We start from the raw sequence: 25,856 nt of genomic DNA on the forward strand, positions 1-25,856 counted from the left end.
ATGAAATTCGATGAAGCCTATTCAGGCAATGTATTCATTAAAAGCCACCCTGTTTTTGAGGAATCAGAAGCTGTGCTATACGGCATGCCGATGGACTGGACGGTAAGTTTCCGTCCGGGTTCCCGCTTCGGCCCTACCCGGATTCGTGAAGTTTCGATTGGTTTGGAAGAGTACAGCCCGTATTTAGATCGTGAATTAGAGGAAGTTAAATTCTTTGATGCCGGGGATATTCCATTACCATTCGGCAATCCGCAGCGCAGTATCGATATGATTGAAAAATTTGTCGACAGCTTGTTGGATGCAGGTAAGTTCCCAATGGGTATGGGAGGGGAACATCTTGTCACATGGCCTGTCATTAAAGCCATGTTCAAAAAGTATCCCGACATGGCCATCATCCATATGGATGCACATACAGATTTACGTGAGGATTATGAGGGGGAGCCGCTTTCCCATGCGTCCATCATCCGTAAATCCGCAGAACTTATCGGCCCGAAAAATGTATACTCTTTCGGCATTCGTTCCGGTTTGAAGGAAGAATTCCAATGGGCAAAGGAAAATGGCATGCACATCTCTAAATTTGAAGTTCTTGAACCTCTGAAAGACGTACTGCCGCAGTTAGCCGGTCGTCCTGTATATGTGACGATCGACATCGATGTTCTTGATCCTGCGCACGCGCCGGGAACGGGCACCGTAGATTGTGGAGGCATCACTTCCAAAGAGCTTTTAGCTTCGATTCATGAGATAGCACGGTCTGAAATTAATGTAGTCGGCTGCGATTTAGTGGAAGTGGCACCGATTTATGATCCATCCGAGCAAACTGCGAACACGGCGAGCAAGCTGATTCGCGAAATGATTCTAGGTTGGGTTCAAAAAGGTTAATGTTGGAAAATTTGACTGTTCCTGTTTTTTTAGCGGGAATGGTCTTTTTTTATCCATTCAGGAAAAGAATTTTACATCTGAAGGACTCTTTTTGAATAATTCCGCCCCAATGAGTCATTATTGCGTTAGAATCAAATGAATTGCAACAACATGATTTCGACAGTTTATCCTCACATTTTTGGATTTACACTTTATTTTTCGCTCCAAGTTGAAACTTCCTTGAAGAATATTTATACTTATAAAGTTAAGAACGACATGATGAAGGAAGTGTAGCTTTGACTCTTCATGATATAGATAAGCATGCCATTAAAGTGACTTTACAGACAAAAATCAAGCACGGCTCAGAAACGGAAACGTATGAGCTGGTCACATTTGGTACAAAAATGTATAAAGGTACAGATTTATATTTGCAATATAAAGAGGAAAATGAAGTCGGTCAAACACAAACGACCATCAAGCACAAACCGGATGAAACGATCCTGCTTAGAAATGGTGCCATTAAAATGAGGCAGCTTTTCCGCCTGCAGGAAGCGACAAATGGACATTATGAAAGTATATATGGCAGGTTAGGATTACGGACGACCGCGAAGAAGATACATCATCAATGGGATGAGCAGACCAAACAAGGGAAACTTGTCCTTAAATATACGTTACATATGCAGGGAAGCGAACCCGGTCAATATGAGATGACGATTTCCTATAAGGAGGAAGCATAGCGCATGAATATAGTAAAAGAGGTACAGGAAAAACTGAAAGAAGAGATTAAAGCGGCAGTCATTAAAGCTGGTTTGGCAACGGAAGAGCAGATTCCAAATGTTGTATTGGAACTGCCAAGAGATAAGACACACGGAGATTATTCCACGAATATGGCCATGCAATTAACGAAGATTGCAAAGAAAGCGCCAAAGATGATAGCAGAAGCAATCATCGAAAACTTTGACAAATCAAAAGCATCCATCGAAAAAATTGAAATTGCAGGACCTGGTTTCATCAACTTCTACATGAATAATTCCTATTTGACAGAATTGGTTCCTGTCATTTTGAAAGTGGATGAAGCATATGGGGAAAGTGACTTTGGTAAAGGCGAAAAAATCCAAGTGGAGTTCGTTTCCGCGAACCCGACCGGTGATCTCCATCTTGGACATGCCCGTGGTGCAGCAGTAGGTGATACGTTATGTAATATCCTCTCTAAAGCAGGTTATGATGTTTCACGTGAATATTATATCAATGATGCAGGAAACCAAATTAATAATTTGGCCATTTCCATAGAAGCCCGCTATTTCCAGGCACTTGGCCTCGAAAAGGATATGCCGGAGGGCGGTTATCATGGCGAAGATATCATTGGCATCGGGAAGACGCTTGCCAGTGAATATGGGGATAAATATGTAAATGCCGATGAAAAGGAACGTTTTGAATTTTTCCGTGAGTACGGCTTGAAATATGAAATGGAAAAACTGAAAACGGATTTGGGTAATTTCCGTGTCGGATTCGATGTATGGTACTCCGAAACATCTCTATATCAAGACGGTAAAATTGATGAAGCACTCAAAGTGTTGAGGGAAAGGGGCCATGTTTACGAGGAAGATGGGGCTACATGGTTCCGTTCTACGGAATTAGGCGATGATAAGGACCGGGTGCTTATTAAGCAGGATGGGTCTTACACATATCTGACACCGGATATTGCCTATCACCGTAATAAATTGGAGCGCGGCTTTGAAACGCTGATCAATATCTGGGGTGCAGACCACCACGGCTATATACCGCGTATGAAAGCAGCGATCGAAGCATTAGGGTACAAACGCGAGCAGCTTGAAGTGGAAATCATCCAGCTTGTTCACCTGTACAAGGATGGCGAGAAAATGAAGATGAGTAAGCGTACCGGTAAGGCAGTTACGATGCGTGACCTCATTGATGAAGTAGGTTTGGATGCAACACGTTATTTCTTTGCGATGAGAAGTGCGGATACTCATATGGACTTCGATTTGGATCTTGCAGTATCACAGTCCAATGAAAACCCGGTTTATTATGCACAGTATGCCCACGCCCGTATTTCCAGCATTCTACGCCAAGGTGTGGAACAAGGGATCAGCTATGAAGGAGTCACTGATTTCTCAGCCCTATCTACTGAAAAAGAAGTGGAGCTTTTGAAGAAATTAGGAGAATTCCCGCAGGCGATAGCGGAAGCAGCCGAAAAACGGATGCCTCACCGCATGACGAATTATATATTCGACCTGGCTTCTACATTCCACAGTTTCTACAATGCAGATAAAGTTTTGGATGTTGAAGAGATGGAAAGAAGTAAGGCGCGTTTAGGACTGGTCAAATCCGTCCAAATTACTTTAAAGAATGCATTAGCTTTAATCGGGGTTTCTGCACCGGAAAAAATGTAATGGAAAAAGCGGCTGTTTCTAGCGAAACAGCCGCTTTTTTTTTAGGTTAATTAGCACTCGACGGCACCGCCGCCCACCCTTTTTACACCACGAACCTTAGCTATATCTTCAATCAGCTGCAACATTGCCCGGTCCTTCATCTTGGCCTCGATCATGAAGTCCACGTCTTGTCCAAGATCCTTAAGCACTTTAAAAAGGGGCATGATGAAGTCCAAATCGATATAATCTGCATGCGAACGAAATTCACCTGCCGATTTTGGGGATGAAATATGAATCTTTGGTACTGCCCCTGCTTGACTCCAAGTGGTGAACACCTCGGTGAGCAGCTCGTTAAGCGGCTCATCTGAAAGGTTTGCGAGATGATGGTGGTAATCGAATACAAGTGGGATGCCTTCCCTCTTACATACGCTCAAGGTTTCAGTTGCTGTATAGGTTTTATCATCATTCTCCAGAGTCATTCTTTCCTTGACGTGCATAGGCAGCGATTTAAGGTTGTCATGAACCCTTACAAGGGCGGACTCTTTATCACCATAGGCCCCACCGACATGGATATTGATGAAAGAGGTGTCCGCAATGCCCATTGCATCAAGCATTTTATAATGGAACTCCATATCCTTTACCGCATTTTTTGTAATCTCGGGCTTAGGGCTGGTAAACAGCGTAAATTGATTGGGATGAAAGCTGATCCTCATCTTGTGTGCAGTGGCCCAATCGCCAAGCTGTTTCCACTCTTTTTTAAAAGGAGTGACGAAATCCCATTCTATTTCGGGATGTGTGGCTAAAGGAACAATGGAACTGGACATCCGGTATATTTCTATTTGGTGTGCCGTGTTATATTGCAGGACCCTTAAGGTATTTTCAATGTTCTGCCTTGTCACATCCAGGAGTTTTTCCATTCCTTTTTCTGGGCCAAGTGTACTATATCGCTTGAAAGTAAGTGTCTTAGCCGGAGAAGCCTCCCATAAACAGGTGGCATTGGATACGAATCCAAATCTTATTTTCATAATATTTCTCCTTGAGCAACGGGATGTCAAAGAAAAGGAGAAAGGATGGTAGCCAGCGATTCTTTTGCTGAACGGACTACATTCATGTTGGAAAGCGCGTCCTCGTTTAGCGGCTTGGATTCGGCTAGGTCCACTGCCAATTCCTTTTCTACATCTTCTATAAATGTCCGGTCAAATACGATGCAGTTCATTTCACTATTTAAAAAACAACTGCGTTTATCGAAATTAGCCGTACCGATATCACACATTATATCATCAATCAAGATCACTTTAGAATGGTAGAACCCTCTTTGAAATTGCATGATTTCAGCCCCGTCTTTCAATAGTACCCGAAAGTAAGGAAAAGAAGCTTCCTTGACAAGGGCATGGTCTGAAATTTCAGGTACGATGACCGTAACGGAAACATTGCGTGCAAGGGCATCCCTTAATTCTTGAAATAAAGTTTCACTGGGAATGAAGTAAGGAGTCCCGATAATGATTTTCTTAGTGGCTTGCCGAATCATGTGTGTCAGTGTCTGTTCAAGATCATTGCCATTCGTGACCACAAACTGATGTGCCTGCGTCCCGGGAGTCAATGTCGGGAAATAAGCAGGTGTTCCCCTGTAATCCTCGTTTGTATCATAGAACCAATCCGAGAGGAAGACTTCCTGAAGGTCCTTTACACCTTCCCCGGTCATTTTTAAATGGTAATCTCTCCATGGGTTCAGCTTCTCCCCTTGGTTTATATACTCCTTACCGATATTAAAGCCGCCAAGATAGCCGATTTTTCCATCTATCACCGTGATCTTGCGGTGATTTCTTTTTTGTATTGTATAGAAAAGGAAGGGGAGTTTCGGTTTAAAGCTGAAAGAAAAATGAACGCCGCTTTTAGTTAGCTCCTGAATGGTTTGATGGGACATCTTTTTACTTCCTACCCAGTCGACTAAAAGCCGCACTTCCACGCCCGCTTCCGCTTTTGACTGCAGTAACTTCAAAAAGTCCTTGCTGAATTTATCATTTTTTACAATATAAAAAAGGATATGGATGGAATCCTGAGCTTGCTTGACTTCCTTAATATAATCTTCAAACAGGATTTTCCCTGATGTGAATACAGTCATTTCGCTGTTCCGAGGCGGATATTTAATGTTGGTTGCGTGCTTCAAATAACGCTTATGCCCTACCTTAAGATCAACCCAGCACCAAGAGAAGATCAATAAAAATATAGAGGCAATCGTAGTGATTATCTTCAAAAAAAATCCCCCCTAAATGATTATATTTAGTTTGGCTCTAATTCCCTGTTAGTAACCATTAAAAAGGGGGAAAGGGTCCTCATTTTTTTAAAATGCAGAAGGGTAATACACGTAATTGTCGAATTATATAATTAAGGTGCAGAAAAATTAATTAGTTTTAGAAAGAAAAAAGTTGACTGAATGCTCATTCATTATATAATGGAATTAATCAAATTTCAGAAAAATGCCAATTTTACAATTGAGGGGGAAAGACTGCATGGAAATGAATGGTTTACTGTGGATCAACTTAGTTGCGTTCCTGCTTGTAACCGCTTACGCCGCCGGTTTGTTTGTCTATTTGATAAAGACTCGTATAGCTTATATAAAACTTGGCAAAAAAGTGGAATTCGATAACCGTGTGAAAGATCGTCTTGTAAAAATAGGGGTTTATGTATTTGGACAGAAGAAGCTCTTTAAAGATAAAAAGAGCGGGATCATTCATGCCATGTTATTTTATGGTTTCATCTTAGTGCAATTTGGAGCACTTGACTTTTTCGTTAAAGGCTTAAGACCGGGGTGGCATTTACCGTTTGGCCCAGTTTATCCGGCCTTTACTTTCTTCCAGGAAATTGTGACGCTTACCGTTCTTGTTGCCATCCTATGGGCGGCATACCGTCGTTATGTCGAAAAGCTCGTTCGCTTGAAAAGGGATTTCAAAGCAGGTTTGGTTGTCATCTTCATTACAGGTATCATGATTACCGTATTGCTGGGTAATGGAATGGGAATGATCTGGCATGGACACGATGCAACTTGGTCAGAGCCAGTCGCATCAAGCATCGCTTTCCTATTCGGCTGGATGGGGACAACGGCGGCAACCGTCGTTTTTTATGTAGCTTGGTGGCTGCATTTACTTATCATATTATCTTTCCTTGTTTATATCCCGCAATCTAAGCATGCCCACTTGATTGCCGGTCCGATAAATGTATTCCTGAATCGCCTGGACAATCCAGGGAAATTGAAACCGGTTGATTTGGAAGAAGAGGTTTTCGACAAAGAAGGCAATCAATATTACGGTGCCAAATATATCGAAGACTTGACGCAGTATCAAATGGTGGACCTCTATGCCTGTGTGGAGTGCGGGCGCTGTACGAATATGTGCCCGGCTACAGGTACCGGTAAAATGCTGTCACCGATGGATATCATCATCAAGATGCGTGACCATTTAACAAATACAGGCGCTGCCGTTACAACGAAGCAGCCATGGGTGCCGTCTTTTGTTTTTGGGAATACGAAGGGAAATAAGATAGCTTTGGCTGGTGCCGCGCAGGGGGCGCAGGAATCAGCTGCAGCAACCGAAGCTTACAGTCCGAGCCTGATTGGCGAAGTCATTACGGAAGAAGAACTTTGGGCTTGTACCACATGCCGGAACTGTGAAGATCAATGCCCGGTAATGAATGAACATGTCGACAAAATCATCGATATGCGCCGTTATCTAGTGTTGACAGAGGGCAGACTTGATCCTGATGCGCAACGTGCCATGACGAATATTGAGCGTCAAGGAAATCCGTGGGGACTGAACCGTAAAGAGAGAGAAGATTGGCGAAGCCTTCGGGAAGATGTCAGCGTCCCTACCGTGAAGGAATTAAAAAAGGCAGACGAAGAATTCGAGTATTTATTCTGGGTAGGTTCAATGGGATCATACGATAACAGAAGCCAGAAGATTGCCCTTTCCTTTGCTAAATTATTGAATGAAGCGGGCGTCAAATTCGCAATTCTCGGAAATAAGGAGAAAAACTCAGGGGATACACCCCGTCGATTGGGTAATGAGTTTGTTTTTCAGGAGCTTGCAATGAAAAATATAGAAGAATTCCAGAAGAATGAAATAAAGAAAATCGTTACGATCGATCCGCATGCATACAATATCTTCAAGAATGAGTATCCGGATTTTGGCTTGGAAGCGGAAGTGTATCACCATACTGAATTGTTAGCCAAACTTGTCAGTGAAGGCAGGTTGGTCCCTCAGTTTCCTGTGAATGAGACGATAACATTCCACGATTCCTGTTACTTGGGAAGGTACAATGAAGTTTACAGCCCGCCGCGTGAAATCTTGCAATCCATTGATGGCGTGAAACTTATTGAGATGGAGCGTAACCGCGAGAAGGGTATGTGCTGTGGAGCTGGAGGCGGTTTGATGTGGATGGAAGAGGAAACGGGAAACCGCATTAATGTGGCCCGTACCGAACAAGCGCTGGCCGTAAGTCCAACGGTGATCAGTTCCGGATGTCCTTATTGCCTGACCATGCTATCCGATGGTACGAAAGCAAAAGAAGTTGAGGAAAATGTGAAAACGTATGATGTGGCAGAACTACTCGAAAAAGCGGTAATAGGTGAAAATAAACCGGTAGCCTCTTAATTTAAATGCAATTGCCTGCTTCTTTTATATGGGATGAAACAAATGGGAGTAGGCAATTTTTTCAATATTTATAAACTAAATATTTTCATTTTTGAGAAAAATGTGTAATATAATATAAAGCGCTTACAACACTATTTTTTTAACTCCAAATTGAGCGAGCGTTCAATCAATGTTACTTATAGGGGGAAATAATGATGGCGAAAACAGTGATTATTAGCGGTGTGAGAACACCTTTTGGTAAATTTGGCGGCGGTCTTAGCAGTTTGACGGCATCACAACTTGGTGGAATAGCAATTAATGAGTCACTTGTTCGGGCGGGGATTGAAGGCAGCCAAGTAGACGAGGTCATCATGGGGAATGTGCTTCAAGCAGGCCAAGGCCAAATACCGTCCCGCCAGGCAGCGCGTCATGCTGGATTGCCATGGGAAGTGAAAACGGAAACCATTAATAAAGTATGCGCTTCAGGACTTCGCAGTGTCACATTGGCTGATCAGATCATTCGCTTAGGTGAAGAAGAAATCATTGTTGCCGGCGGAATGGAATCGATGAGCAATGCGCCTTATATCCTTCCTAAAGCAAGGTGGGGCCTAAGGATGGGTGATGGAGAACTGAAGGATACCATGATTTCGGATGGACTTAGCTGCAGTTTTACGGGTGTTCATATGGGGACTTATGGAAACAGTACTGCCGAGGATCTTGAAATCACCCGTGAGGAACAAGATAGCTGGGCTTACGAGAGTCATCAAAAAGCGATAAAAGCAATCGATGGCGGTATTCTTGCAGAAGAAATCATTTCCGTACAGGTGCCGGTACGAAAAGGTGAACCAATTATCATCGAACATGATGAAGCCCCAAGAAAAGATACATCTGCCGGGAAGTTGGCTAAATTAGGTCCAGCTTTCAATAATCAGGGGACGATTACTGCAGGTAACGCACCAGGTGTCAATGATGGGGCAGGTGCACTCGTATTGATGAGTGAGGAACGTGCGGAAAAAGAAGGGAAAACACCTTTCGCCTATATTTTAGCTCATGCAGAAGTGGCGGTGGAAGCAAAGGACTTCCCTAAAACGCCTGGTTTGGTCATAAATGAACTCCTGAAGAAGACAGGTAAATCGATAGAGGAAATTGACTTGTTTGAAGTGAACGAAGCATTTGCAGCGGTTGCACTGGCCAGTGGGAAAATTGCGAACATCGAGCCGGGAAAAGTGAATGTAAACGGAGGGGCTGTAGCATTAGGTCACCCAATCGGGGCGAGTGGTGCCCGAATCATCATTACGCTGATGCATGAACTGAAACGCCGTGGAGGGGGATTGGGCATCGCAGCGATCTGCAGTGGCGGCGGTCAGGGAGATGCCATTTTAATTGAAGTGCCAAAGCAAGATTAATAGTTTCATAGATGAATGAGGAGGGATTTTCATGGGCATTCAAAAAGTGATGGTCATTGGCGCGGGACAGATGGGCTCTGGCATTGCCCAGGTTTGCGCAATGAGCGGTTATGAGGTTCTTTTACATGATTTAAAAGATGAATACGTAGAAAAAGGGTTAGGGACAATTACAAAGAACTTATCCCGGCAAGTTGAAAAAGGGAAAATGGAATCCGAGGAGAAGGATGCAATCCTTTCCCGGTTGACTTCCTCGACTGATTTGAAAAATGCGGCTGCGGTGGATTTAGTGATTGAAGCTGCAGTGGAAAATATGGAGATAAAAACAAAAATTTTCGCAGAGTTGGATGAAATCACGCCACAACATGTCATTCTAGCATCCAATACTTCTTCACTTCCAATTACCGAGATAGCCGCTGCCACGAAAAGGCCGGAAAAGGTAATTGGCATGCACTTCATGAACCCCGTTCCAGTCATGAAGCTGGTTGAGATCATCCGAGGCCTTGCTACATCGGATGAAGTTTATAAGGAAGTTGAAAAGATGGCTGAATCCTTGAACAAGGTACCGGTGGAAGTCAATGATTTTCCAGGTTTTGTAGCTAATCGGATTTTAATGCCGATGATCAATGAGGCCATCTATACACTTTATGAGGGCGTCGCCACTAAAGAGGCGATCGATGATGTGATGAAACTGGGAATGAACCATCCGATGGGCCCGCTTACGCTAGCTGACTTCATTGGGCTCGACACATGCTTGTACATAATGGAAACCCTTCACCAAGGGCTCGGAGACGATAAATACCGACCGTGTCCGCTGTTAAGGAAATATGTAAAAGCTGGGTGGCTAGGCAAGAAGTCAGGACGGGGATTTTACGAATATAACTAATCATTGAAAGATGTGCAGCTGGGGAGGAATGAAGGATGGATTTAAAGTTTACAGAAGAACAGGAAATGATGCGGAAAATGGTAAGCACTTTTGCGGAGAATGAGATTACCCCTCATATCGAGGCAATGGAAACAGGCGTGTTTCCAAAAACGATTCTGCAAAAAATGGGAGAGCTTGGTTTGATGGGAATCCCGATTTCAGAAGAATACGGTGGCGCGGGTATGGACTTCATGTCTTATATCATCGCCATCAATGAGATTTCCAAAGTTAGTCCGACTCTCGGTGTCATACTGTCCGTTCATACTTCTGTTGGAACAAATCCAATCGTTTATTTTGGAACGGAAGAGCAGAAGCGAAAGTATGTGCCTAAGTTAGCCGCTGGTAAATATTTAGGCGCATTTTGCTTGACTGAGCAAAGCTCAGGTTCCGATGCTGCGAGTTTGAAATCGAAGGCAGTGGCAGTAAAGGAAGACGGAGAATATCGAATAAATGGGTCCAAGGTTTTTATCACCAATGGCGGGGAAGCGGATGTATTCATTGTTTTTGCTTCAACCGACCCTCAGAAGGGAAGCAAGGGAATCTCTGCTTTTATCGTGGAAAAAGGGACGCCAGGCTTAATCATCGGTAAAGATGAACGTAAAATGGGCCTTCATGGATCGAGCACCGTACAGGTGACGTTCGAGGATATGAAAGTGCCTGCTGCCAATCTCTTAGGCAAAGAAGGTGAAGGCTTTAAGATCGCAATGGCCAACTTGGATGCCGGAAGGATAGGCATTGCTGCTCAAGCTCTGGGAATTGCAGAAGGCGCCATGGAACATGCTGTCCAATATGCAAAAGACAGAGTTCAATTTGGCAAACCTATTGCAGCACAACAGGGGATTGGTTTCAAGCTTGCTGAAATGGCAACGAGTATAGAAGCTTCAAGGCTACTCGTCTATCGAGCGGCTAATTTACGCTCGCAGGGATTGAAGTGCGGTAAAGAGGCGGCAATGGCTAAGCTATTCGCTTCGAGGACGGCTGTCGAGGTGGCGATTGAAGCAGTCCAAGTGTTCGGCGGCTATGGATATTCAATGGAATATCCGGTCGAACGCTATTTCAGGGATGCAAAGGTAACTGAAATTTATGAGGGTACAAGCGAAATACAGAGAATGGTCATCAGTAAGAGCCTATAATTATGAAAAAATTGGAGGGGCATAGTCATGCAATTTAAACTAACGGAAGAACATGAAATGATCAGGAAAATGGTGCGCGATTTTGCCCAGAATGAAGTGGCTCCGACAGCTGCCGAGAGGGATGAAGAAGAACGATTTGACCGTGAGATCTTCGATAAAATGGCTGAACTTGGATTGACTGGGATTCCGTGGCCTGAGGAATACGGCGGAATTGGAAGTGATTATTTAGCGTATTGCATAGCGATTGAGGAACTTTCCCGGGTTTGTGCTTCCACTGGGGTGACGTTATCAGCCCATACTTCCCTTGCAGGGTGGCCAATATATAAGTTTGGATCTGAAGAGCAAAAACAAAAATACCTTCGTCCAATGGCACAGGGTGAAAAAATCGGTGCATATGGGCTGACTGAACCTAGCTCAGGCTCTGACGCAGGCGGTATGAGAACGACTGCAAAGCTTGTAGGTGATGAATATATTATCAGCGGTTCAAAAATTTTCATTACGAACGGCGGGATTGCTGATACCTATGTTGTCTTTGCTTTGACTGACCCTGAATCGAAACAAAAAGGTACGAGTGCCTTTATCATTGAAAAAGATTTCCCGGGTTTTAGTGTCGGTAAAAAAGAGAAGAAGCTGGGGATCCGTTCCTCACCGACCACGGAAATCATTTTTGATGAATGCCGAGTGCCTAAAGAAAATCTCCTTGGTAAAGAAGGAGAGGGCTTTAAAATAGCGATGATGACACTTGATGGCGGCCGTAATGGAATTGCAGCCCAGGCTGTTGGCATTGCCCAAGGTGCATTGGATGCCGCAGTTGATTATGCAAAAGAGCGCGTCCAATTCGGCAAGCCAATTTCTGCACAGCAAGGAATCGGTTTTAAATTGGCGGATATGGCAACCGGTGTCGAAGCATCTAGACTATTAACCTATCAGGCTGCCTGGTTGGAATCAGTGGGTCTTCCTTATGGAAAAGAGTCGGCCATGTCCAAACTTTTTGCTGGAGATACCGCCATGAAAGTGACGACAGAAGCCGTACAGGTCTTTGGAGGTTATGGATATACAAAAGATTATCCAGTAGAGCGGTATATGCGCGATGCGAAAATAACCCAGATTTACGAAGGTACACAGGAAATTCAAAAGCTGGTCATTTCACGGATGATTACTAAATAGGGTTGAAACTGAGGTTTTCCGATGAGGCACTGCCTTTACCGGAATTCCCTTTTCAATTTCTTCAGAATGTCTTTGGCAGTTAAATGATGGGCTTTTTAAAAGGAGTTTGAAAATGGAAAAAAGAGAGGTTCTTGCATCTGTAAAGGATGAACGGCTGGTTGAAAAAAGGCGTACACAAATGATTAAAGGGGCGGTGACCCTTTTTAAGGAAAAGGGATTTCATCGTACGACTACAAGGGAAATTGCCAAAGCGGCCGGCTTTAGTATTGGCACGTTATACGAGTATATCCGAACCAAGGAAGATATATTATATCTCGTCTGTGACTTTATCTATGATGAAGTCCAGGAAAAGCTTCAGAAAGAAATAGAACAGAGTGATGGGACACTTGAAAGCTTAAAGCTGACGATCGCCTATTTTTATAAAGTGATGGATGATATGCAGGACGAAGTGCTGGTCATGTATCAGGAAGTGAAAGCCCTGACGAAAGATGCTTTACCTTATGTATTGAATAAAGAACTTCGGATGGTCGGCATGTTTGAAAAGGTGATCACGAAATGTGTTGAGAATGGGGAGCTATCGTTGACGGAAAAACAAATAAGCCTTGTTTCACATAATATTTTCGTTCAGGGACAGATGTGGAGTTTTAGAAGATGGGCTTTGCATAAACAGTATACGCTTCAAGAGTATGTTGAACTGCAGACGCAATTATTGATTCAAAATGTATCGCTTACAAAAAGCACTGATATAAATACGTTTCAATAAGGAGGAGCAAAATGAGTACAGTTGAGGTGTATAAACCGAAGAACCATATTAGATTCGTTACAGCTTCGAGTTTATTTGATGGACATGATGCATCTATCAATATTATGAGGAGGATCCTTCAGTCCAGCGGCGCGGAAGTTATTCACCTGGGGCATAATCGCTCGGTGGAAGAGATCGTGAATGCGGCCATCCAGGAAGATGTTCAAGGCATTGCCATGTCATCTTACCAAGGCGGACATGTGGAATATTTTAAATATATGTATGACCTGCTGAAGGAAAAGGGAGCCGAGCACATTCGGATCTTTGCCGGCGGTGGCGGTGTCATCATCCCAAGGGAAATTAAAGAACTTCATGATTATGGGATTGCCCGTATCTTTTCGCCTGATGAAGGGCGGGAATATGGGCTTCAAGGGATGATAAACGTATTGATGGAGGAGTGTGATTTCTCGACAGTCAAACCATCTTTACAGGAACGCTTTGATGAATTGATTGCTGGGGGAACAAATGCCATTGCCCAATTCATTACCTTTGCCGAAAATAGACTCGATGTTTCACAGGAATCAGCGGCAGCGGTGGAGAGTCTTTTTGAGCAGATCAAAACTTCCGAAAAGAAAGTTCCTGTTCTAGGAATTACAGGGACTGGCGGCGCTGGAAAAAGCTCATTGACTGATGAATTGATACGAAGGTTCATTAACGAAATTCCAGACGAGAGAGTCGCCATTCTATCTGTTGACCCGACCAAACAGAAAACGGGCGGTGCCCTGCTTGGTGACAGGATCAGAATGAACTCGATCTTTTCAGAGCGTGTATATATGCGGAGCCTAGCCACGCGCCATTCAAAAAGTGAGTTGTCTTTGGCGATAAAAGATGCCATTTCAGTCGTGAAGGCAGCTGGCTTCGATTTAATCATCGTTGAAACGAGCGGAATTGGTCAGGGAGATGCAGAAATTGCCGAAATATGCGATGTATCCATGTATGTAATGACGAGTGAATTCGGTGCTCCTTCGCAACTTGAAAAAATCGATATGATAGATTATGCAGACTTGATAGTCATTAATAAATACGAGCGCAAAGGCTCCGAGGATGCAAAAAACCAAGTTCAAAAGCAATACCAAAGAAGCCGTACACTTTTTGATCAAGATCCATCAGAAATGCCAGTATACGGTACAATCGCTTCCCAATTCAATGACCCAGGCACCAATGCATTATTCGCTGCCCTGATTGAAAAGCTTAATGAAAAATCAGGGACGGGTTGGAGTACGGCCTTTTCGAAAGAAGCGGATGTTTACAAGCAAAATGTCATCATTCCCAATGACCGTCGGTATTATTTACGTGAAATCAGTGATACGGTCAGATCGTATCATAAGCGTGCGGCTGAACAAGTACGTATGGCCCGGAGGCTTTTCCAGCTTGAAGGAGCAATTGATGCAATTAAGGAAAATGATAACAACGACGATATGGTGGCTTCTTTAGAAAAACTGAAAAAGGAAACCGCTTCGAATTTATCACCTGAATCCAAAAAAATCCTTTCTGGATGGATGGAATTAAAAGAAAAGTATGCAGGAGAGCAGTTTGTAACGAAAGTCAGGGATAAAGAAATCGTCACAAAACTGAAAACCAAAAGTTTATCAGGTTTAATGATTCCGAGAGTATCACTGCCTAAGTATGTGGATTATGGAGAGATCTTAGGATGGGTATTCCGTGAGAACGTTCCGGGCTTCTTTCCTTACACAGCGGGAGTCTTTCCATTCAAGCGTGAAGGGGAAGACCCAAAGCGGCAATTTGCCGGTGAAGGATCGCCCGACCGAACCAACAGGCGTTTTCATTATTTGTCAAAGGATGATACTGCTAAACGGCTAAGTACTGCTTTCGATTCTGTAACTTTATATGGCGAGGACCCTGATCACCGGCCTGATATCTATGGAAAGGTAGGGGAAAGCGGAGTCAGCATCTGTACGTTGGATGACATGAAAAAGCTGTATGCAGGCTTTGATCTTTGCCACCCCTCAACCTCTGTATCCATGACCATCAATGGACCGGCGCCAATCATTTTGGCCATGTATATGAATACGGCAGTCGATCAGCAGATTCAACGGAAAGAAGAAGAGTTAGGCCGTCCCCTTACGGATGCCGAAGCGGAAGAAGTGCAGGCTTATACCCTTCAAACGGTACGCGGAACTGTTCAAGCGGATATTCTGAAAGAGGACCAAGGCCAGAATACATGCATCTTCTCTACGGAATTTGCTTTAAGGTTAATGGGGGACATTCAAGCATATTTCATCGATCGGAAAGTCAGGAACTACTACTCTGTATCCATTTCTGGCTATCACATTGCAGAAGCGGGTGCCAATCCCATTTCACAGCTGGCTTTTACATTAGCGAATGGCTTTACTTACATCGAATATTATTTAAGTCGCGGAATGAATATTGATGACTTTGCCCCGAATTTGTCGTTCTTCTTCTCAAATGGGCTCGACCCGGAATATACGGTTATCGGGAGGGTGGCAAGAAGGATTTGGGCGACGGTCATGCGGGATAAATATGGTGCGAATGACCGTAGCCAGAAGCTCAAATACCATATACAGACTTCCGGGCGCTCCCTTCATGCGCAAGAAATTGATTTCAATGATATCAGAACGACACTTCAGGCTTTAATGGCCCTGCAGGATAACTGTAACTCCCTGCATACTAATGCGTACGATGAAGCCATCACGACGCCTACTGAAGAATCCGTGCGCCGGGCAATGGCCATACAAATGATCATTACAAAGGAGCATGGTCTCTCAAAAAATGAAAACCCGATGCAAGGTGCCTTCATCGTAGAGGAATTGACGGATCTGGTTGAAGAGGCCGTATTGCAAGAGTTCGATCGCATCAATGATCGGGGCGGTGTACTGGGTGCAATGGAGACGCAGTATCAGCGCGGGAAAATCCAGGATGAATCGATGCATTACGAAATGAAAAAGCATACGGGAGAATTGCCGATCATTGGTGTCAATACGTATTTGAACCCAAATCCTCCTTCCGAAGAAGCAGTGAACAGCATGGAAATTGCCCGTGCAACAAAGGAAGAAAAGGAAGGGCAAATCATAAATCTCCGGGCATTCCAGGAAAGAAATAAGGAGTTCACGGATGAGGCGCTGACTAAACTGAAATTGGCAGCCATGAATGGGGAAAATATTTTTGCTGAACTCATGAACTGCGTGAGAGTGGCCAGTCTGGGTCAGATAACGAGGGCGCTATATGATGTAGGCGGTCAATATCGAAGAAATATGTAAACCAAGAAGGGGGCTCCGAACGTTTAGGGGCCTCTTTTTTAAATAAATTCCGTCTTTTTTAACAAAATGAAGATTTTACCTTATAATTATTTGGAAAAGGGGCAAAAATGAAGAATCAGCCCTATTGGAGTTGAGAAAATGAACCTGAAAATGATTGGTTTAATCATAGGTTACTTTCTTGCCATCATTTTTTTATTTGAGCTGTATGAACATCAATTGGGTGCCATTTCTTTTTTTATCCTGACTGTTGTCTTTTTTACGGCAGCCTATCGTCAGAAATCCAAAAAGAAAAAGGAATGATCTTTAGCTTTTGGTTTCCTGTGAATGATAGACAATGAGGTAAATCTGTGAAAGTATCATATAGAACTAGCATAAACCCATTTAGATTGTTTATAATGGAGTATATGTCTAGCAGGAATTGTCGTTATTTTACCGAACTACTGTTTTAGATTATTTTTTTATGTGAAAAAACACGGAATTCAGTGTTTGAATAGAGAAGGGAAGTGCGGAATTTGAGTTTAAAACAATACTCAAAAGAGCAATTATTGGAAATGTCCTTAATAGAGATGGCATATGATTTGTTGGTGGAAAGAAATGAACCGATTCCATTTAAAGACTTAATAAGTGAATTAGCTTCACTGCACCATTTATCTAAAGCGGAAGTGGAAAAGAAAATTGCACAATTCTATACGGATTTAAATGTGGATGGCCGTTTCACTTCACTTGGAGACAACCGCTGGGGATTGAAAACATGGTATCCGGTTGACCAAATCGAAGAAGAAGTCGTACATGTTGTAAAACCTAAAAAGAAAAAGAAAGCCAAAAAGGCTGCTGTCGTTATCGACGATTTCGATGAACTTGAAGACGAGGACCTTGACTTTGAAGAAGATATCGATGATCTGGACGAGGATGAAGATGACGACGATGATGATATTCTAGGTACTCCAGTCATCGACGAAGTGCTTTTGGATGATGACGTGGATGATGACGACGATCTGGAAGAAGAAATAATCGAAGATGATGCATTTGTCCTGGAAGATGATGAGGACGAAGATGACTTGGATGACGTGGATGACGTGGATAAAGAGGATGAGAAATAAATAATCGCCCTTGACTTTTTGAGGCGAAATTTGTAGAATCATTTTTGGGCTCCTTAAAAAAGGACACAATGATTAAATTATATCGCTCCCTTACTTTTATTGTAAGCGGAGCGTTTTTGTTTTTAATGATGGAATGAATAAATGACATCATTTTTTTATTTTTAAAAATGATTTCTCGTAGAATTGTAAAAACTATAGAGAACATATTTATGTTAACTGTCATTTAAGGAAATTTATTCTTGTTCATGTATCCTGCATGACTCTCACTAAAGACCTTTAAGTGATTAATGGTTTGTATTGGTTTACGGTTTTTAGCTTTTAACCGCTCCCGTGGCGGAAGATTGATTCAGGTTCCGATTTATGATGTGAAGAACAGAATTGGAAGAAAACATTCTATAGGAGGATATAAGATGACAAAATATATTTTTGTGACAGGTGGAGTAGTTTCTTCCTTGGGAAAAGGGATAACGGCCGCTTCTTTAGGTAGATTATTAAAAAATAGGGGATTGAATGTTACGATCCAGAAGTTTGACCCTTATATCAACTTGGATCCTGGTACGATGAGTCCATATCAACATGGTGAAGTGTTTGTAACGGATGATGGTGCTGAAACGGATTTGGATTTGGGGCACTATGAGCGTTTCATTGATATCAACCTTGGTAAACACAGCAATGTGACTACAGGCAGAATTTATTCAACCGTCCTGAGAAAAGAACGCCGTGGCGATTATCTAGGTGGAACGGTTCAAGTCATTCCCCATATCACGAATGAAATTAAAGAACGGGTTTTCCGCTCAGGTAATGAAACGAATGCCGATATAGTCATCACTGAAATTGGTGGTACTGTAGGGGATATCGAGTCTCTTCCATTCCTTGAAGCAATTCGCCAAATCAAGAGTGATATCGGCATCAATAATGTGATGTATATCCATTGTACACTGGTTCCTTACATCAAAGCTGCTGGTGAAATGAAAACAAAACCGACACAGCATAGTGTAAAAGAATTACGCAGTCTTGGCATTCAGCCAAATATCATCGTTGCACGTACAGAAAGCCCGATTTCACAAGATATGAAGGATAAAATCGCTTTATTCTGCGATATCGATAAAAATTCTGTTATCGAATGTCTTGATGCGGATACACTTTACTCCATCCCTCTTGCGCTTCAAGCACAAAATATGGACCAAATCGTTTGTGATCACTTGCAATTGGACTGTGGCGAAGCGGATATGGAAGATTGGAAGGAACTAGTCAAAAAGGTTACTTCTTTATCAAAGAAAACGAAAATTGCCTTAGTCGGAAAATATGTTGAATTGCAAGATGCTTATCTTTCTGTAGTGGAAGCACTTAAGCATGCTGGTTACGCATTTGATGCAGATGTTGAAATCGACTGGGTGAATTCCGAAGAAGTAACTAAAGAAAATGTTGCTGAACTTCTTCAAGATGCAGATGGAATCCTTGTCCCTGGTGGTTTTGGAGATCGTGGAATCGAAGGGAAAATTGCAGCAACCGAATTTGCCCGCACGACGAAAAAACCATTCTTCGGAATTTGCTTAGGCATGCAGTTGGCGTCCATTGAGTATGCACGCAACGTCCTGGGATTGCCAGAAGCACATTCAGCTGAAATTAATGAAGAAACTCCAGATCCAATCATCGATCTTCTTCCTGAGCAGAAGGATGTAGAAGATTTGGGCGGTACACTGCGTCTTGGTCTGTATCCATGTAAGCTTATCGAAGGAACTAAAGCATACGAAGCGTATAATGACGAGGTTGTTTATGAACGTCACCGTCACCGTTATGAATTCAATAACCACTACCGTCAGGCTATGGAAGAGGCAGGATTCGTGTTCTCCGGTACAAGTCCAGATGGTCGTCTAGTTGAAATCGTTGAACTGAAAGATCATCCTTGGTTTGTGGCTTCTCAATTCCATCCGGAATTCACGTCACGTCCTAACCGTCCACAGCCGCTATTCCGTGACTTTGTCGGTATGTCATTAAAACTCGGCAAAAATCTTTAATAAACAAAAAAACAGCCCATGTGGCTGTTTCAGACTGTAGGCAAACTTGAAGAAAATCGAGTTTGCCTACAGTTTTTTTATGGCTTCTACAATTTGGGCGTTGATTTCCATTCCAGGCACTCACTTTCCGTGGGCGGTCATGGAGCGTCCTCGGCTTGCGCCTGCGGGGTCTTCCCTTAGACGCGATTTTCCCGCAGGAGTCTCGCACTTTCCGCTCCAATCAACTGGATAGAAATCATACCTAAGGAGTTGAAGGTGTTGCTTTGGGTCAGTTGGTTCGGGAACATCATTTGATGAAAGATATACTTCCCAATCTGTTTTTCTTTGATGAATTTATCATTCTTCATCTTCATATTCTTTTATGATTTCTTCAAGAGTGAATTTAATCCCATAATAAGCGAAAAGAGCGGCAATGAGGGTAGGGTACCCATATCGATTTCCGGTTTCATCGGGAATCAATCCCCGTTGGATACGTAAATCAATATGTACGTCAGCCAGCTCCAAAAGAGAATCTTCTTCAGAAGGGACGGATGTAGAAACCGCAACAAATGGGATATCTTTTTCCTTGAGTTGTTTTGCCAGCATCAATGCTTCTGAATCGTCCGAATGGCGGCTGAATATAAGAAATCGATCTTCCCTGGAAATGGTTTCTAATTCATATCTTTTTACCTTAGGAAAGGGTTCTGCCCCATCCAAAGCCTCGGCAGTGACGCCCTGCATTTCACCAAAACCGTGAATGAACACAGAACCGTCCCCAACCGCAGCCTGAGCCAGCAAGCGTCCGGCATCCTCCATTTCAAAGGCTTCATTTTCAATCATTTTTTTAAATAAACCGCTTATCTGTGTCGAGAAAATTTTTAACATGATCAGGGACTCCTTTAAAAAATAATATACTTATTATAAAGGACTTTCCTTTGCATTGACAGGTTTCAGGGCTTTTGATCCAAAGGGCTGAATTTACTAAATCGGTAGAAAAAACAAAAAAATTAAAATTCTTTTTAGCCATAAAGCAGGAATTTTGTTACAATTATCGAATATGAACAATAAATGCGTTAGACCTTAAGTCATTTAACGCAATCTATGTAACTACCCTTTTTCGGGTAATATGGCCGGATAGGCTAATATATTTAATGGATGAATCGGGAAGGGGAGAGGTGATAAAATGCCAGGGAAAATATTGATTGTTGATGATCAATTTGGGATTCGTATTTTATTGAACGAGGTTCTACATAAAGAAGGGTATGAAACATTTCAAGCCGCTAATGGCATTCAAGCCTTGGAAGTGCTAAATAACCATTCACCTGATCTTGTATTGCTGGATATGAAGATTCCGGGAATGGATGGGATTGAGATCTTGAAAAGGATGAAAGTCGTCGATCCGGACATCCGGGTCATAATCATGACGGCATATGGTGAACTTGATATGATTCAAGAAGCAAAGGATTTAGGGGCAATGACTCACTTTGCAAAGCCATTTGATATTGATGACATTAGAAAAGCCGTTCGTGAGTACTTACCGATTCAATCAAATTAACGGTCTTGAAAATTTAATATTATTGATGGAGTAATTGCTGCGGCTATCTTTTTTAGATAGGCCGTGTTTTTTTGGAATAAATTTTGAGGCTCGTAAAGTGAATTTGTTGCTGTTTTTTTGATGTATTGATATGCTAAAAGAGGAGAGATATTCTGATTTATAAGCGTATGCTACTTTCGTTTTAGGGAATATCTAGAAAGAATTAACTTTAAAATTTATAACATCCACTAGTAGGAGGAAATCAAATGCCTTTAGTTTCTATGAAAGATATGCTGAATAAAGCCCTTGATGAAAAATATGCAGTAGGTCAATTCAATATCAATAACCTTGAATGGACTCAAGCTATTCTAGCTGCTGCAGAACAAGAAAAATCTCCAGTCATCCTTGGTGTTTCCGAAGGTGCTGCCCGTCATATGGGTGGTTTTAAAACGACTGTCATGATGGTTCAAGGATTGTTGGAAGACATGAAAATAACTGTTCCTGTGGCCATTCACCTAGACCATGGATCAAGTTTTGATAAATGTAAGGAAGCTATCGAAGCCGGATTCACTTCAGTAATGATCGACGCTTCACATCATCCGATCGAGGAAAATATCGAAACAACCAAAAAGGTTGTCGAATTCGCTCACGCACGGAATGTTTCGGTTGAAGCGGAAGTGGGCACGGTTGGCGGACAAGAAGATGATATAATCGCTGATGGTGTCGTATATGCAGACCCTCAAGAATGTGAACAGTTAGTTAAAGAAACGAATGTCGACTGTTTTGCTCCAGCTTTGGGATCCGTTCACGGACCATACAAAGGTGAACCTAACCTAGGCTATAAAGAAATGGAAGAAGTACGGGATTTAACGAACAAACCTCTTGTTCTTCATGGTGGTACAGGCATCCCTCTGAAAGATATCCAAAAAGCGATTTCTCTTGGAACATCAAAAATCAATGTGAATACAGAAAATCAAATCGTGTTCACAAAAGCTGTTCGTGAAATTCTGAATAACGATTCTGAAGTGTACGATCCTCGTAAATACATGGTTCCTGGCCGTGAAGCTATTAAAGAAACTGTCATCGGCAAAATACGTGAATTCGGTTCTAACGGCAAAGCATAATTTCAAACGTAACATAAGGGTAAGGGTTCCATCCCTTTAAATGTAAGATGATAAAGGCAATATTCCCATTGGGGGGCTCCCCCCTAATGGTTTCTTTTAGATGCAGGGCTGAATCCGGGCTCTATTTTTCGAACAATTAGAATTCAGAGGCATATAGAGAAATAAAAAATCGATTACATACGGAGGATATTTTATGAAATTCTTTATAGATACAGCAAACATGGAAGAAATCAAACAAGCGCACGAACTTGGCGTTTTAGCAGGTGTTACGACTAACCCGTCCCTTGTTGCAAGAGAAAAGGGAGTTTCTTTCCATGACCGGCTAAAAGAAATCACAAGCCTTGTTAAGGAATCCGTTTCTGCTGAAGTCATTGCGCTTGATTTTGAAGGAATGATGGCCGAAGCCAAAGAACTCGTTGCGATTGCACCTAATATCACGATTAAAGTGCCAATGACTCCAGACGGCTTGAAGGCTGTTTCAGCACTTACAAAACAAGGTGTCAAAACAAATGTTACCCTTATTTTCAGTGCCAACCAAGCATTATTGGCAGCTAGGGCAGGAGCAACTTATGTATCGCCATTTTTAGGACGCTTGGATGACATCGGCCAAAATGGTTTGGATTTAATTTCGGATATTGCTGACATATTTGCGATCCATGATATCAATGCTGAAATCATTGCAGCTTCCATCCGCCATCCGATGCATATTACAGAAGCGGCTCTTAAAGGGGCGCATATTGCAACGATCCCTTATAAAGTTTTAATGCAATTATTCCACCACCCATTAACGGATAAAGGGATTGAAGCTTTCTTGAACGATTGGAATTCACGTACTGAAGCATAATGCCTTGCCGCTAAGTCGCTATAGATTGCACCGTTTTAATAAAATTAACATAAAATAGAAATTTTATCTTTTTTTTACATGAATTTTCTACTTTTGTGTAAACTAAAGAACTAGATAGTAAAACTTGTCGGATTATGCAATTTCCTTGTGGTAAAATATTACTTTTTAAAGTAGCTTCTAAGTGCTTAGCGTGGAAGGGAGTTTATTATGGAAAAACTTAAAATTGCCGGTGGCTATCCTCTAAAGGGAAGCATTCGTGTCAGCGGAGCAAAAAATAGTGCGGTTGCCCTTATTCCGGCAACAATTTTAGCGGACTCTCCCGTAACGATTGAAGGCCTGCCTGATATCTCGGATGTACAGATGCTGAAAGAGTTAATGGAGGAAATTGGCGGTGAGGTATCCTTTGATGAAGGAGAAATGACAGTCAACCCCAGCAGGATGATTTCAATGCCTCTTCCCAATGGAAGGGTCAAGAAGTTACGTGCCTCTTATTATTTAATGGGGGCAATGCTTGGTAAATTCAAAAAGGCAGTGATCGGCTTGCCTGGAGGCTGCCATTTAGGACCCCGTCCGATAGATCAGCATATTAAGGGGTTCGAAGCACTAGGCGCACAAGTGACGAATGAGCAAGGAGCCATTTACCTTAGGGCGGACGAGCTCCGGGGAGCACGCATATATTTGGATGTCGTCAGTGTGGGGGCAACGATCAACATCATGCTTGCCGCCGTTTTGGCCAAAGGCCGCACTGTGATTGAAAACGCTGCGAAAGAACCGGAAATCATCGATGTTGCCACATTGTTGACCAATATGGGAGCGAAAATAAAGGGTGCAGGAACGGATATCATTCGTATTGATGGTGTGGAAAGTTTGCATGGGTGCAAGCATACGATCATACCGGATCGGATTGAAGCCGGTACTTTCATGATTTTAGCCGCTGCTGTCGGTGAAGGAATTCTGATCGATAATGTCATCCCCCAGCATTTGGAGTCATTGACTTCCAAATTGAGGGAAATGGGGATTAATATTGAAGCGGGTGATGACCAGATATTTGTCTCACCGGGAGAAAAATATAAATCCGTTGATATCAAGACATTGGTTTACCCTGGATTCCCAACAGATCTTCAGCAGCCTTTCACTTCCCTTTTAACAAAAGCAAGCGGTTCTAGCATGGTTACCGATACGATATACGGGGCACGATTTAAGCATATTGATGAACTGCGACGCATGAATGCGAAGATCAAAGTCGAGGGCAGAGCAGGCATCGTCGATGGTCCTGTCCAGCTTCATGGGGCAAAAGTGAAGGCAAGCGATTTACGTGCCGGAGCAGCTCTGGTAATTGCCGGTTTAATGGCTGAAGGGATTACAGAAGTGACCGGGCTTGAACATATAGATCGCGGATATAGCCATCTTGTTGAAAAACTTTCAGGTTTGGGAGCGACGATTTGGCGTGAAGAAATGACGCAGGAAGAAGTGGAGCAGCTTAAAAGCTGATCCCTTTTCTTGTAACCTCATTGTGTTACTATATATGATATAATGTGTTATACTAATATATAAATAAATCATGCTAGTGTACATGAGGGGGAACCGGAAATGGAAAGAAGTTTATCGATGGAGCTTGTCCGCGTAACAGAGGCGGCGGCACTAAATTCAGCTCGTTGGATGGGAAGAGGAAAGAAAGACGAAGCAGATGATGCAGCAACAACTGCAATGCGGGATGTTTTCAATACCATTCCCATGCAAGGAACGGTTGTAATCGGTGAAGGGGAAATGGATGAAGCGCCAATGCTTTATATTGGTGAAAAACTTGGTACTGGTCTTGGGCCACTAGTGGATGTTGCGGTTGATCCTTTAGAAGGAACAAACATCGTTGCTTCTGGCGGCTGGAATGCATTGGCTGTATTGGCCATAGCCGATAAGGGGAACTTGCTTCATGCGCCGGATATGTATATGGATAAAATAGCCGTTGGACCTGAGGCAGTTGGTCAGATTGATATCAATGCTTCCGTGCTGGACAACCTGAAAGCGGTAGCCAAGGCAAAAAATAAAGATATCCAAGACGTGGTTGCGACAGTATTGAACCGCGATCGTCATTCAAAGATCATTCATGAACTTCGTGAGGCAGGGGCACGTATCAAGTTGATCAACGATGGAGATGTAGCAGGAGCCATAAATACGGCCTTCGATCTTACCGGTGTTGATATCTTATTCGGATCTGGCGGAGCTCCAGAGGGAGTTATTGCAGCCGTTGCCTTGAAATGCCTCGGAGGGGAAATTCAAGGTAAGCTCGTTCCTCAAAGTGATGAAGAAGTGGAACGCTGTGGAAAAATGGGCCTTGATTTAGGAAGAGTCCTCAGAATGGAAGACCTTGTTCGCGGAGATGACGCAATTTTTGCTGCAACAGGTGTGACTGATGGAGAACTTTTACGCGGTGTACAATTTAAAGGGCATTACGGCGAAACACAATCCGTAGTCATGCGTGCTAAATCTGGTACCGTTCGATTCATTGATGGGCGTCACAGTCTTAAGATTAAACCGAATGGTTTGATTGACTGATAGCGTTTTTTAGAAAAATCACTTTTAAAAAGCGAGCGGTTTCATCGCTCGCTTTCTCTTTTAAAAAATTTAAGTTGAATAATTAAAATAAAAAAAGTAAAATAAAGCTTGGTCTACTATTAATAATTTAAAATCTGCCCTTTCACTCCAAACTTCAAGAAG

General features: G+C 42.7%; 21 protein-coding genes. 18 read left to right on the top strand and 3 right to left on the bottom strand.

The genetic code is table 11. From position 1 onward, the window contains the following. From speB to argS, 3 genes are all read left to right on the top strand, one after another. The gene (gene speB, locus Q8G36_RS10575) at window positions 1-879 is read left to right on the top strand and encodes an agmatinase (protein ID WP_305159867.1); all 879 of its coding nucleotides are present in this window, start codon (window positions 1-3) and stop codon (window positions 877-879) included. Window positions 880-1,154: 275 nt separating this feature from the next. Further along, the gene (locus tag Q8G36_RS10580) at window positions 1,155-1,595 is read left to right on the top strand and encodes a DUF1934 domain-containing protein (RefSeq protein ID WP_305159866.1); all 441 of its coding nucleotides are present in this window, start codon (window positions 1,155-1,157) and stop codon (window positions 1,593-1,595) included. A 3-nt stretch (window positions 1,596-1,598) separates the two neighbouring features. Further along, on the top strand, window positions 1,599-3,269 hold the full coding sequence (gene argS / locus Q8G36_RS10585) for an arginine--tRNA ligase (RefSeq protein WP_305159865.1): 1,671 nt from the start codon (window positions 1,599-1,601) through the stop codon (window positions 3,267-3,269). A 50-nt stretch (window positions 3,270-3,319) separates the two neighbouring features. Here argS and uvsE read toward each other — a convergent pair whose 3' ends face one another. Together uvsE and cls are read right to left on the bottom strand one after the other, a co-directional pair. Continuing rightward, a complete protein-coding gene (gene uvsE, locus Q8G36_RS10590; protein ID WP_305159864.1) occupies window positions 3,320-4,273 on the bottom strand; it encodes a UV DNA damage repair endonuclease UvsE in 954 nt (317 codons plus the stop codon). Between the two features lie 26 nt (window positions 4,274-4,299). Beyond that, complete coding sequence (cls, locus tag Q8G36_RS10595) at window positions 4,300-5,502, bottom strand: cardiolipin synthase (RefSeq protein WP_305159863.1); 1,203 nt, start codon at window positions 5,500-5,502, stop codon at window positions 4,300-4,302. A 262-nt stretch (window positions 5,503-5,764) separates the two neighbouring features. Here cls and Q8G36_RS10600 point away from each other — a divergent pair, with 262 nt between their 5' ends. From Q8G36_RS10600 to Q8G36_RS10645, 10 genes are all read left to right on the top strand, one after another. Beyond that, window positions 5,765-7,894 carry a heterodisulfide reductase-related iron-sulfur binding cluster gene (locus Q8G36_RS10600; protein WP_305159990.1) on the top strand — a complete coding sequence of 710 codons (2,130 nt, stop codon included), beginning with the start codon at window positions 5,765-5,767 and terminating at the stop codon, window positions 7,892-7,894. A 194-nt stretch (window positions 7,895-8,088) separates the two neighbouring features. Further along, on the top strand, window positions 8,089-9,279 hold the full coding sequence (locus tag Q8G36_RS10605) for an acetyl-CoA C-acetyltransferase (RefSeq protein ID WP_305159862.1): 1,191 nt from the start codon (window positions 8,089-8,091) through the stop codon (window positions 9,277-9,279). Between the two features lie 31 nt (window positions 9,280-9,310). Further along, a complete protein-coding gene (locus tag Q8G36_RS10610; protein WP_305159861.1) occupies window positions 9,311-10,162 on the top strand; it encodes a 3-hydroxybutyryl-CoA dehydrogenase in 852 nt (283 codons plus the stop codon). 35 nt (window positions 10,163-10,197) lie between these two features. Then, window positions 10,198-11,334, top strand: coding sequence for an acyl-CoA dehydrogenase (locus tag Q8G36_RS10615; RefSeq protein WP_305159860.1), 1,137 nt, complete (start codon window positions 10,198-10,200; stop codon window positions 11,332-11,334). 27 nt (window positions 11,335-11,361) lie between these two features. Next, window positions 11,362-12,501, top strand: a complete 1,140-nt coding sequence (locus Q8G36_RS10620; RefSeq protein ID WP_251426986.1) for an acyl-CoA dehydrogenase — start codon at window positions 11,362-11,364, stop codon at window positions 12,499-12,501. Window positions 12,502-12,613: 112 nt separating this feature from the next. Next, complete coding sequence (locus Q8G36_RS10625) at window positions 12,614-13,264, top strand: TetR/AcrR family transcriptional regulator (protein WP_305159859.1); 651 nt, start codon at window positions 12,614-12,616, stop codon at window positions 13,262-13,264. 11 nt (window positions 13,265-13,275) lie between these two features. Then, window positions 13,276-16,542: a fused isobutyryl-CoA mutase/GTPase IcmF gene (icmF, locus tag Q8G36_RS10630; protein ID WP_305159858.1), complete on the top strand. Its 3,267-nt coding sequence runs from the start codon at window positions 13,276-13,278 to the stop codon at window positions 16,540-16,542. Window positions 16,543-16,680: 138 nt separating this feature from the next. Next, a complete protein-coding gene (locus Q8G36_RS10635; RefSeq protein WP_305159857.1) occupies window positions 16,681-16,842 on the top strand; it encodes a hypothetical protein in 162 nt (53 codons plus the stop codon). Between the two features lie 212 nt (window positions 16,843-17,054). Beyond that, window positions 17,055-17,642 carry a DNA-directed RNA polymerase subunit delta gene (gene rpoE, locus Q8G36_RS10640; RefSeq protein WP_305159856.1) on the top strand — a complete coding sequence of 196 codons (588 nt, stop codon included), beginning with the start codon at window positions 17,055-17,057 and terminating at the stop codon, window positions 17,640-17,642. 410 nt (window positions 17,643-18,052) lie between these two features. Then, entirely contained in the window at window positions 18,053-19,660 is a 1,608-nt protein-coding gene (locus Q8G36_RS10645) for a CTP synthase (RefSeq protein WP_305159855.1), read from the top strand. A gap of 336 nt (window positions 19,661-19,996) precedes the next feature. Here the strand turns inward: Q8G36_RS10645 and Q8G36_RS10650 are convergent, their stop codons facing one another. Continuing rightward, on the bottom strand, window positions 19,997-20,524 hold the full coding sequence (locus tag Q8G36_RS10650; RefSeq protein ID WP_305159854.1) for a DUF2529 domain-containing protein: 528 nt from the start codon (window positions 20,522-20,524) through the stop codon (window positions 19,997-19,999). Between the two features lie 298 nt (window positions 20,525-20,822). On the opposite strand from Q8G36_RS10650, the gene Q8G36_RS10655 reads away from it, so the two are divergent. The 5 genes from Q8G36_RS10655 to glpX all read left to right on the top strand — a co-directional run bounded on the left by Q8G36_RS10655 (window position 20,823) and on the right by glpX (window position 25,694). Beyond that, window positions 20,823-21,194 carry a response regulator gene (locus tag Q8G36_RS10655; RefSeq protein WP_305159853.1) on the top strand — a complete coding sequence of 124 codons (372 nt, stop codon included), beginning with the start codon at window positions 20,823-20,825 and terminating at the stop codon, window positions 21,192-21,194. A 245-nt stretch (window positions 21,195-21,439) separates the two neighbouring features. Continuing rightward, complete coding sequence (locus tag Q8G36_RS10660; RefSeq protein ID WP_053536898.1) at window positions 21,440-22,297, top strand: class II fructose-bisphosphate aldolase; 858 nt, start codon at window positions 21,440-21,442, stop codon at window positions 22,295-22,297. A 193-nt stretch (window positions 22,298-22,490) separates the two neighbouring features. After that, window positions 22,491-23,141 (top strand): fructose-6-phosphate aldolase, encoded by a 651-nt coding sequence (fsa, locus tag Q8G36_RS10665; RefSeq protein WP_034315855.1) that lies wholly within the window; start codon window positions 22,491-22,493, stop codon window positions 23,139-23,141. Window positions 23,142-23,348: 207 nt separating this feature from the next. After that, the gene (locus Q8G36_RS10670) at window positions 23,349-24,632 is read left to right on the top strand and encodes a UDP-N-acetylglucosamine 1-carboxyvinyltransferase (RefSeq protein WP_305159852.1); all 1,284 of its coding nucleotides are present in this window, start codon (window positions 23,349-23,351) and stop codon (window positions 24,630-24,632) included. A 99-nt stretch (window positions 24,633-24,731) separates the two neighbouring features. Continuing rightward, on the top strand, window positions 24,732-25,694 hold the full coding sequence (gene glpX / locus Q8G36_RS10675; protein ID WP_214744235.1) for a class II fructose-bisphosphatase: 963 nt from the start codon (window positions 24,732-24,734) through the stop codon (window positions 25,692-25,694). Window positions 25,695-25,856 lie beyond the last annotated feature (162 nt).

This window comes from Peribacillus frigoritolerans (assembly GCF_030676415.1).
GTDB classification, from domain to species: Bacteria; Bacillota; Bacilli; order Bacillales; family DSM-1321; genus Peribacillus; species Peribacillus frigoritolerans_A.

Coding starts and splice junctions, on each gene's coding strand:
- speB (WP_305159867.1), top strand. CDS start 1: ATGAAATTCGATGAAGCCTATTCAGGCAATGTATTCATTAAAAGCCAC.
- argS (WP_305159865.1), top strand. CDS start 1,599: ATGAATATAGTAAAAGAGGTACAGGAAAAACTGAAAGAAGAGATTAAA.
- uvsE (WP_305159864.1), bottom strand. CDS start 4,273: ATGAAAATAAGATTTGGATTCGTATCCAATGCCACCTGTTTATGGGAG.
- Q8G36_RS10600 (WP_305159990.1), top strand. CDS start 5,765: ATGAATGGTTTACTGTGGATCAACTTAGTTGCGTTCCTGCTTGTAACC.
- Q8G36_RS10605 (WP_305159862.1), top strand. CDS start 8,089: ATGGCGAAAACAGTGATTATTAGCGGTGTGAGAACACCTTTTGGTAAA.
- Q8G36_RS10610 (WP_305159861.1), top strand. CDS start 9,311: ATGGGCATTCAAAAAGTGATGGTCATTGGCGCGGGACAGATGGGCTCT.
- Q8G36_RS10615 (WP_305159860.1), top strand. CDS start 10,198: ATGGATTTAAAGTTTACAGAAGAACAGGAAATGATGCGGAAAATGGTA.
- Q8G36_RS10620 (WP_251426986.1), top strand. CDS start 11,362: ATGCAATTTAAACTAACGGAAGAACATGAAATGATCAGGAAAATGGTG.
- Q8G36_RS10625 (WP_305159859.1), top strand. CDS start 12,614: ATGGAAAAAAGAGAGGTTCTTGCATCTGTAAAGGATGAACGGCTGGTT.
- icmF (WP_305159858.1), top strand. CDS start 13,276: ATGAGTACAGTTGAGGTGTATAAACCGAAGAACCATATTAGATTCGTT.
- Q8G36_RS10635 (WP_305159857.1), top strand. CDS start 16,681: ATGAACCTGAAAATGATTGGTTTAATCATAGGTTACTTTCTTGCCATC.
- Q8G36_RS10645 (WP_305159855.1), top strand. CDS start 18,053: ATGACAAAATATATTTTTGTGACAGGTGGAGTAGTTTCTTCCTTGGGA.
- Q8G36_RS10650 (WP_305159854.1), bottom strand. CDS start 20,524: ATGTTAAAAATTTTCTCGACACAGATAAGCGGTTTATTTAAAAAAATG.
- Q8G36_RS10655 (WP_305159853.1), top strand. CDS start 20,823: ATGCCAGGGAAAATATTGATTGTTGATGATCAATTTGGGATTCGTATT.
- Q8G36_RS10660 (WP_053536898.1), top strand. CDS start 21,440: ATGCCTTTAGTTTCTATGAAAGATATGCTGAATAAAGCCCTTGATGAA.
- fsa (WP_034315855.1), top strand. CDS start 22,491: ATGAAATTCTTTATAGATACAGCAAACATGGAAGAAATCAAACAAGCG.
- Q8G36_RS10670 (WP_305159852.1), top strand. CDS start 23,349: ATGGAAAAACTTAAAATTGCCGGTGGCTATCCTCTAAAGGGAAGCATT.
- glpX (WP_214744235.1), top strand. CDS start 24,732: ATGGAAAGAAGTTTATCGATGGAGCTTGTCCGCGTAACAGAGGCGGCG.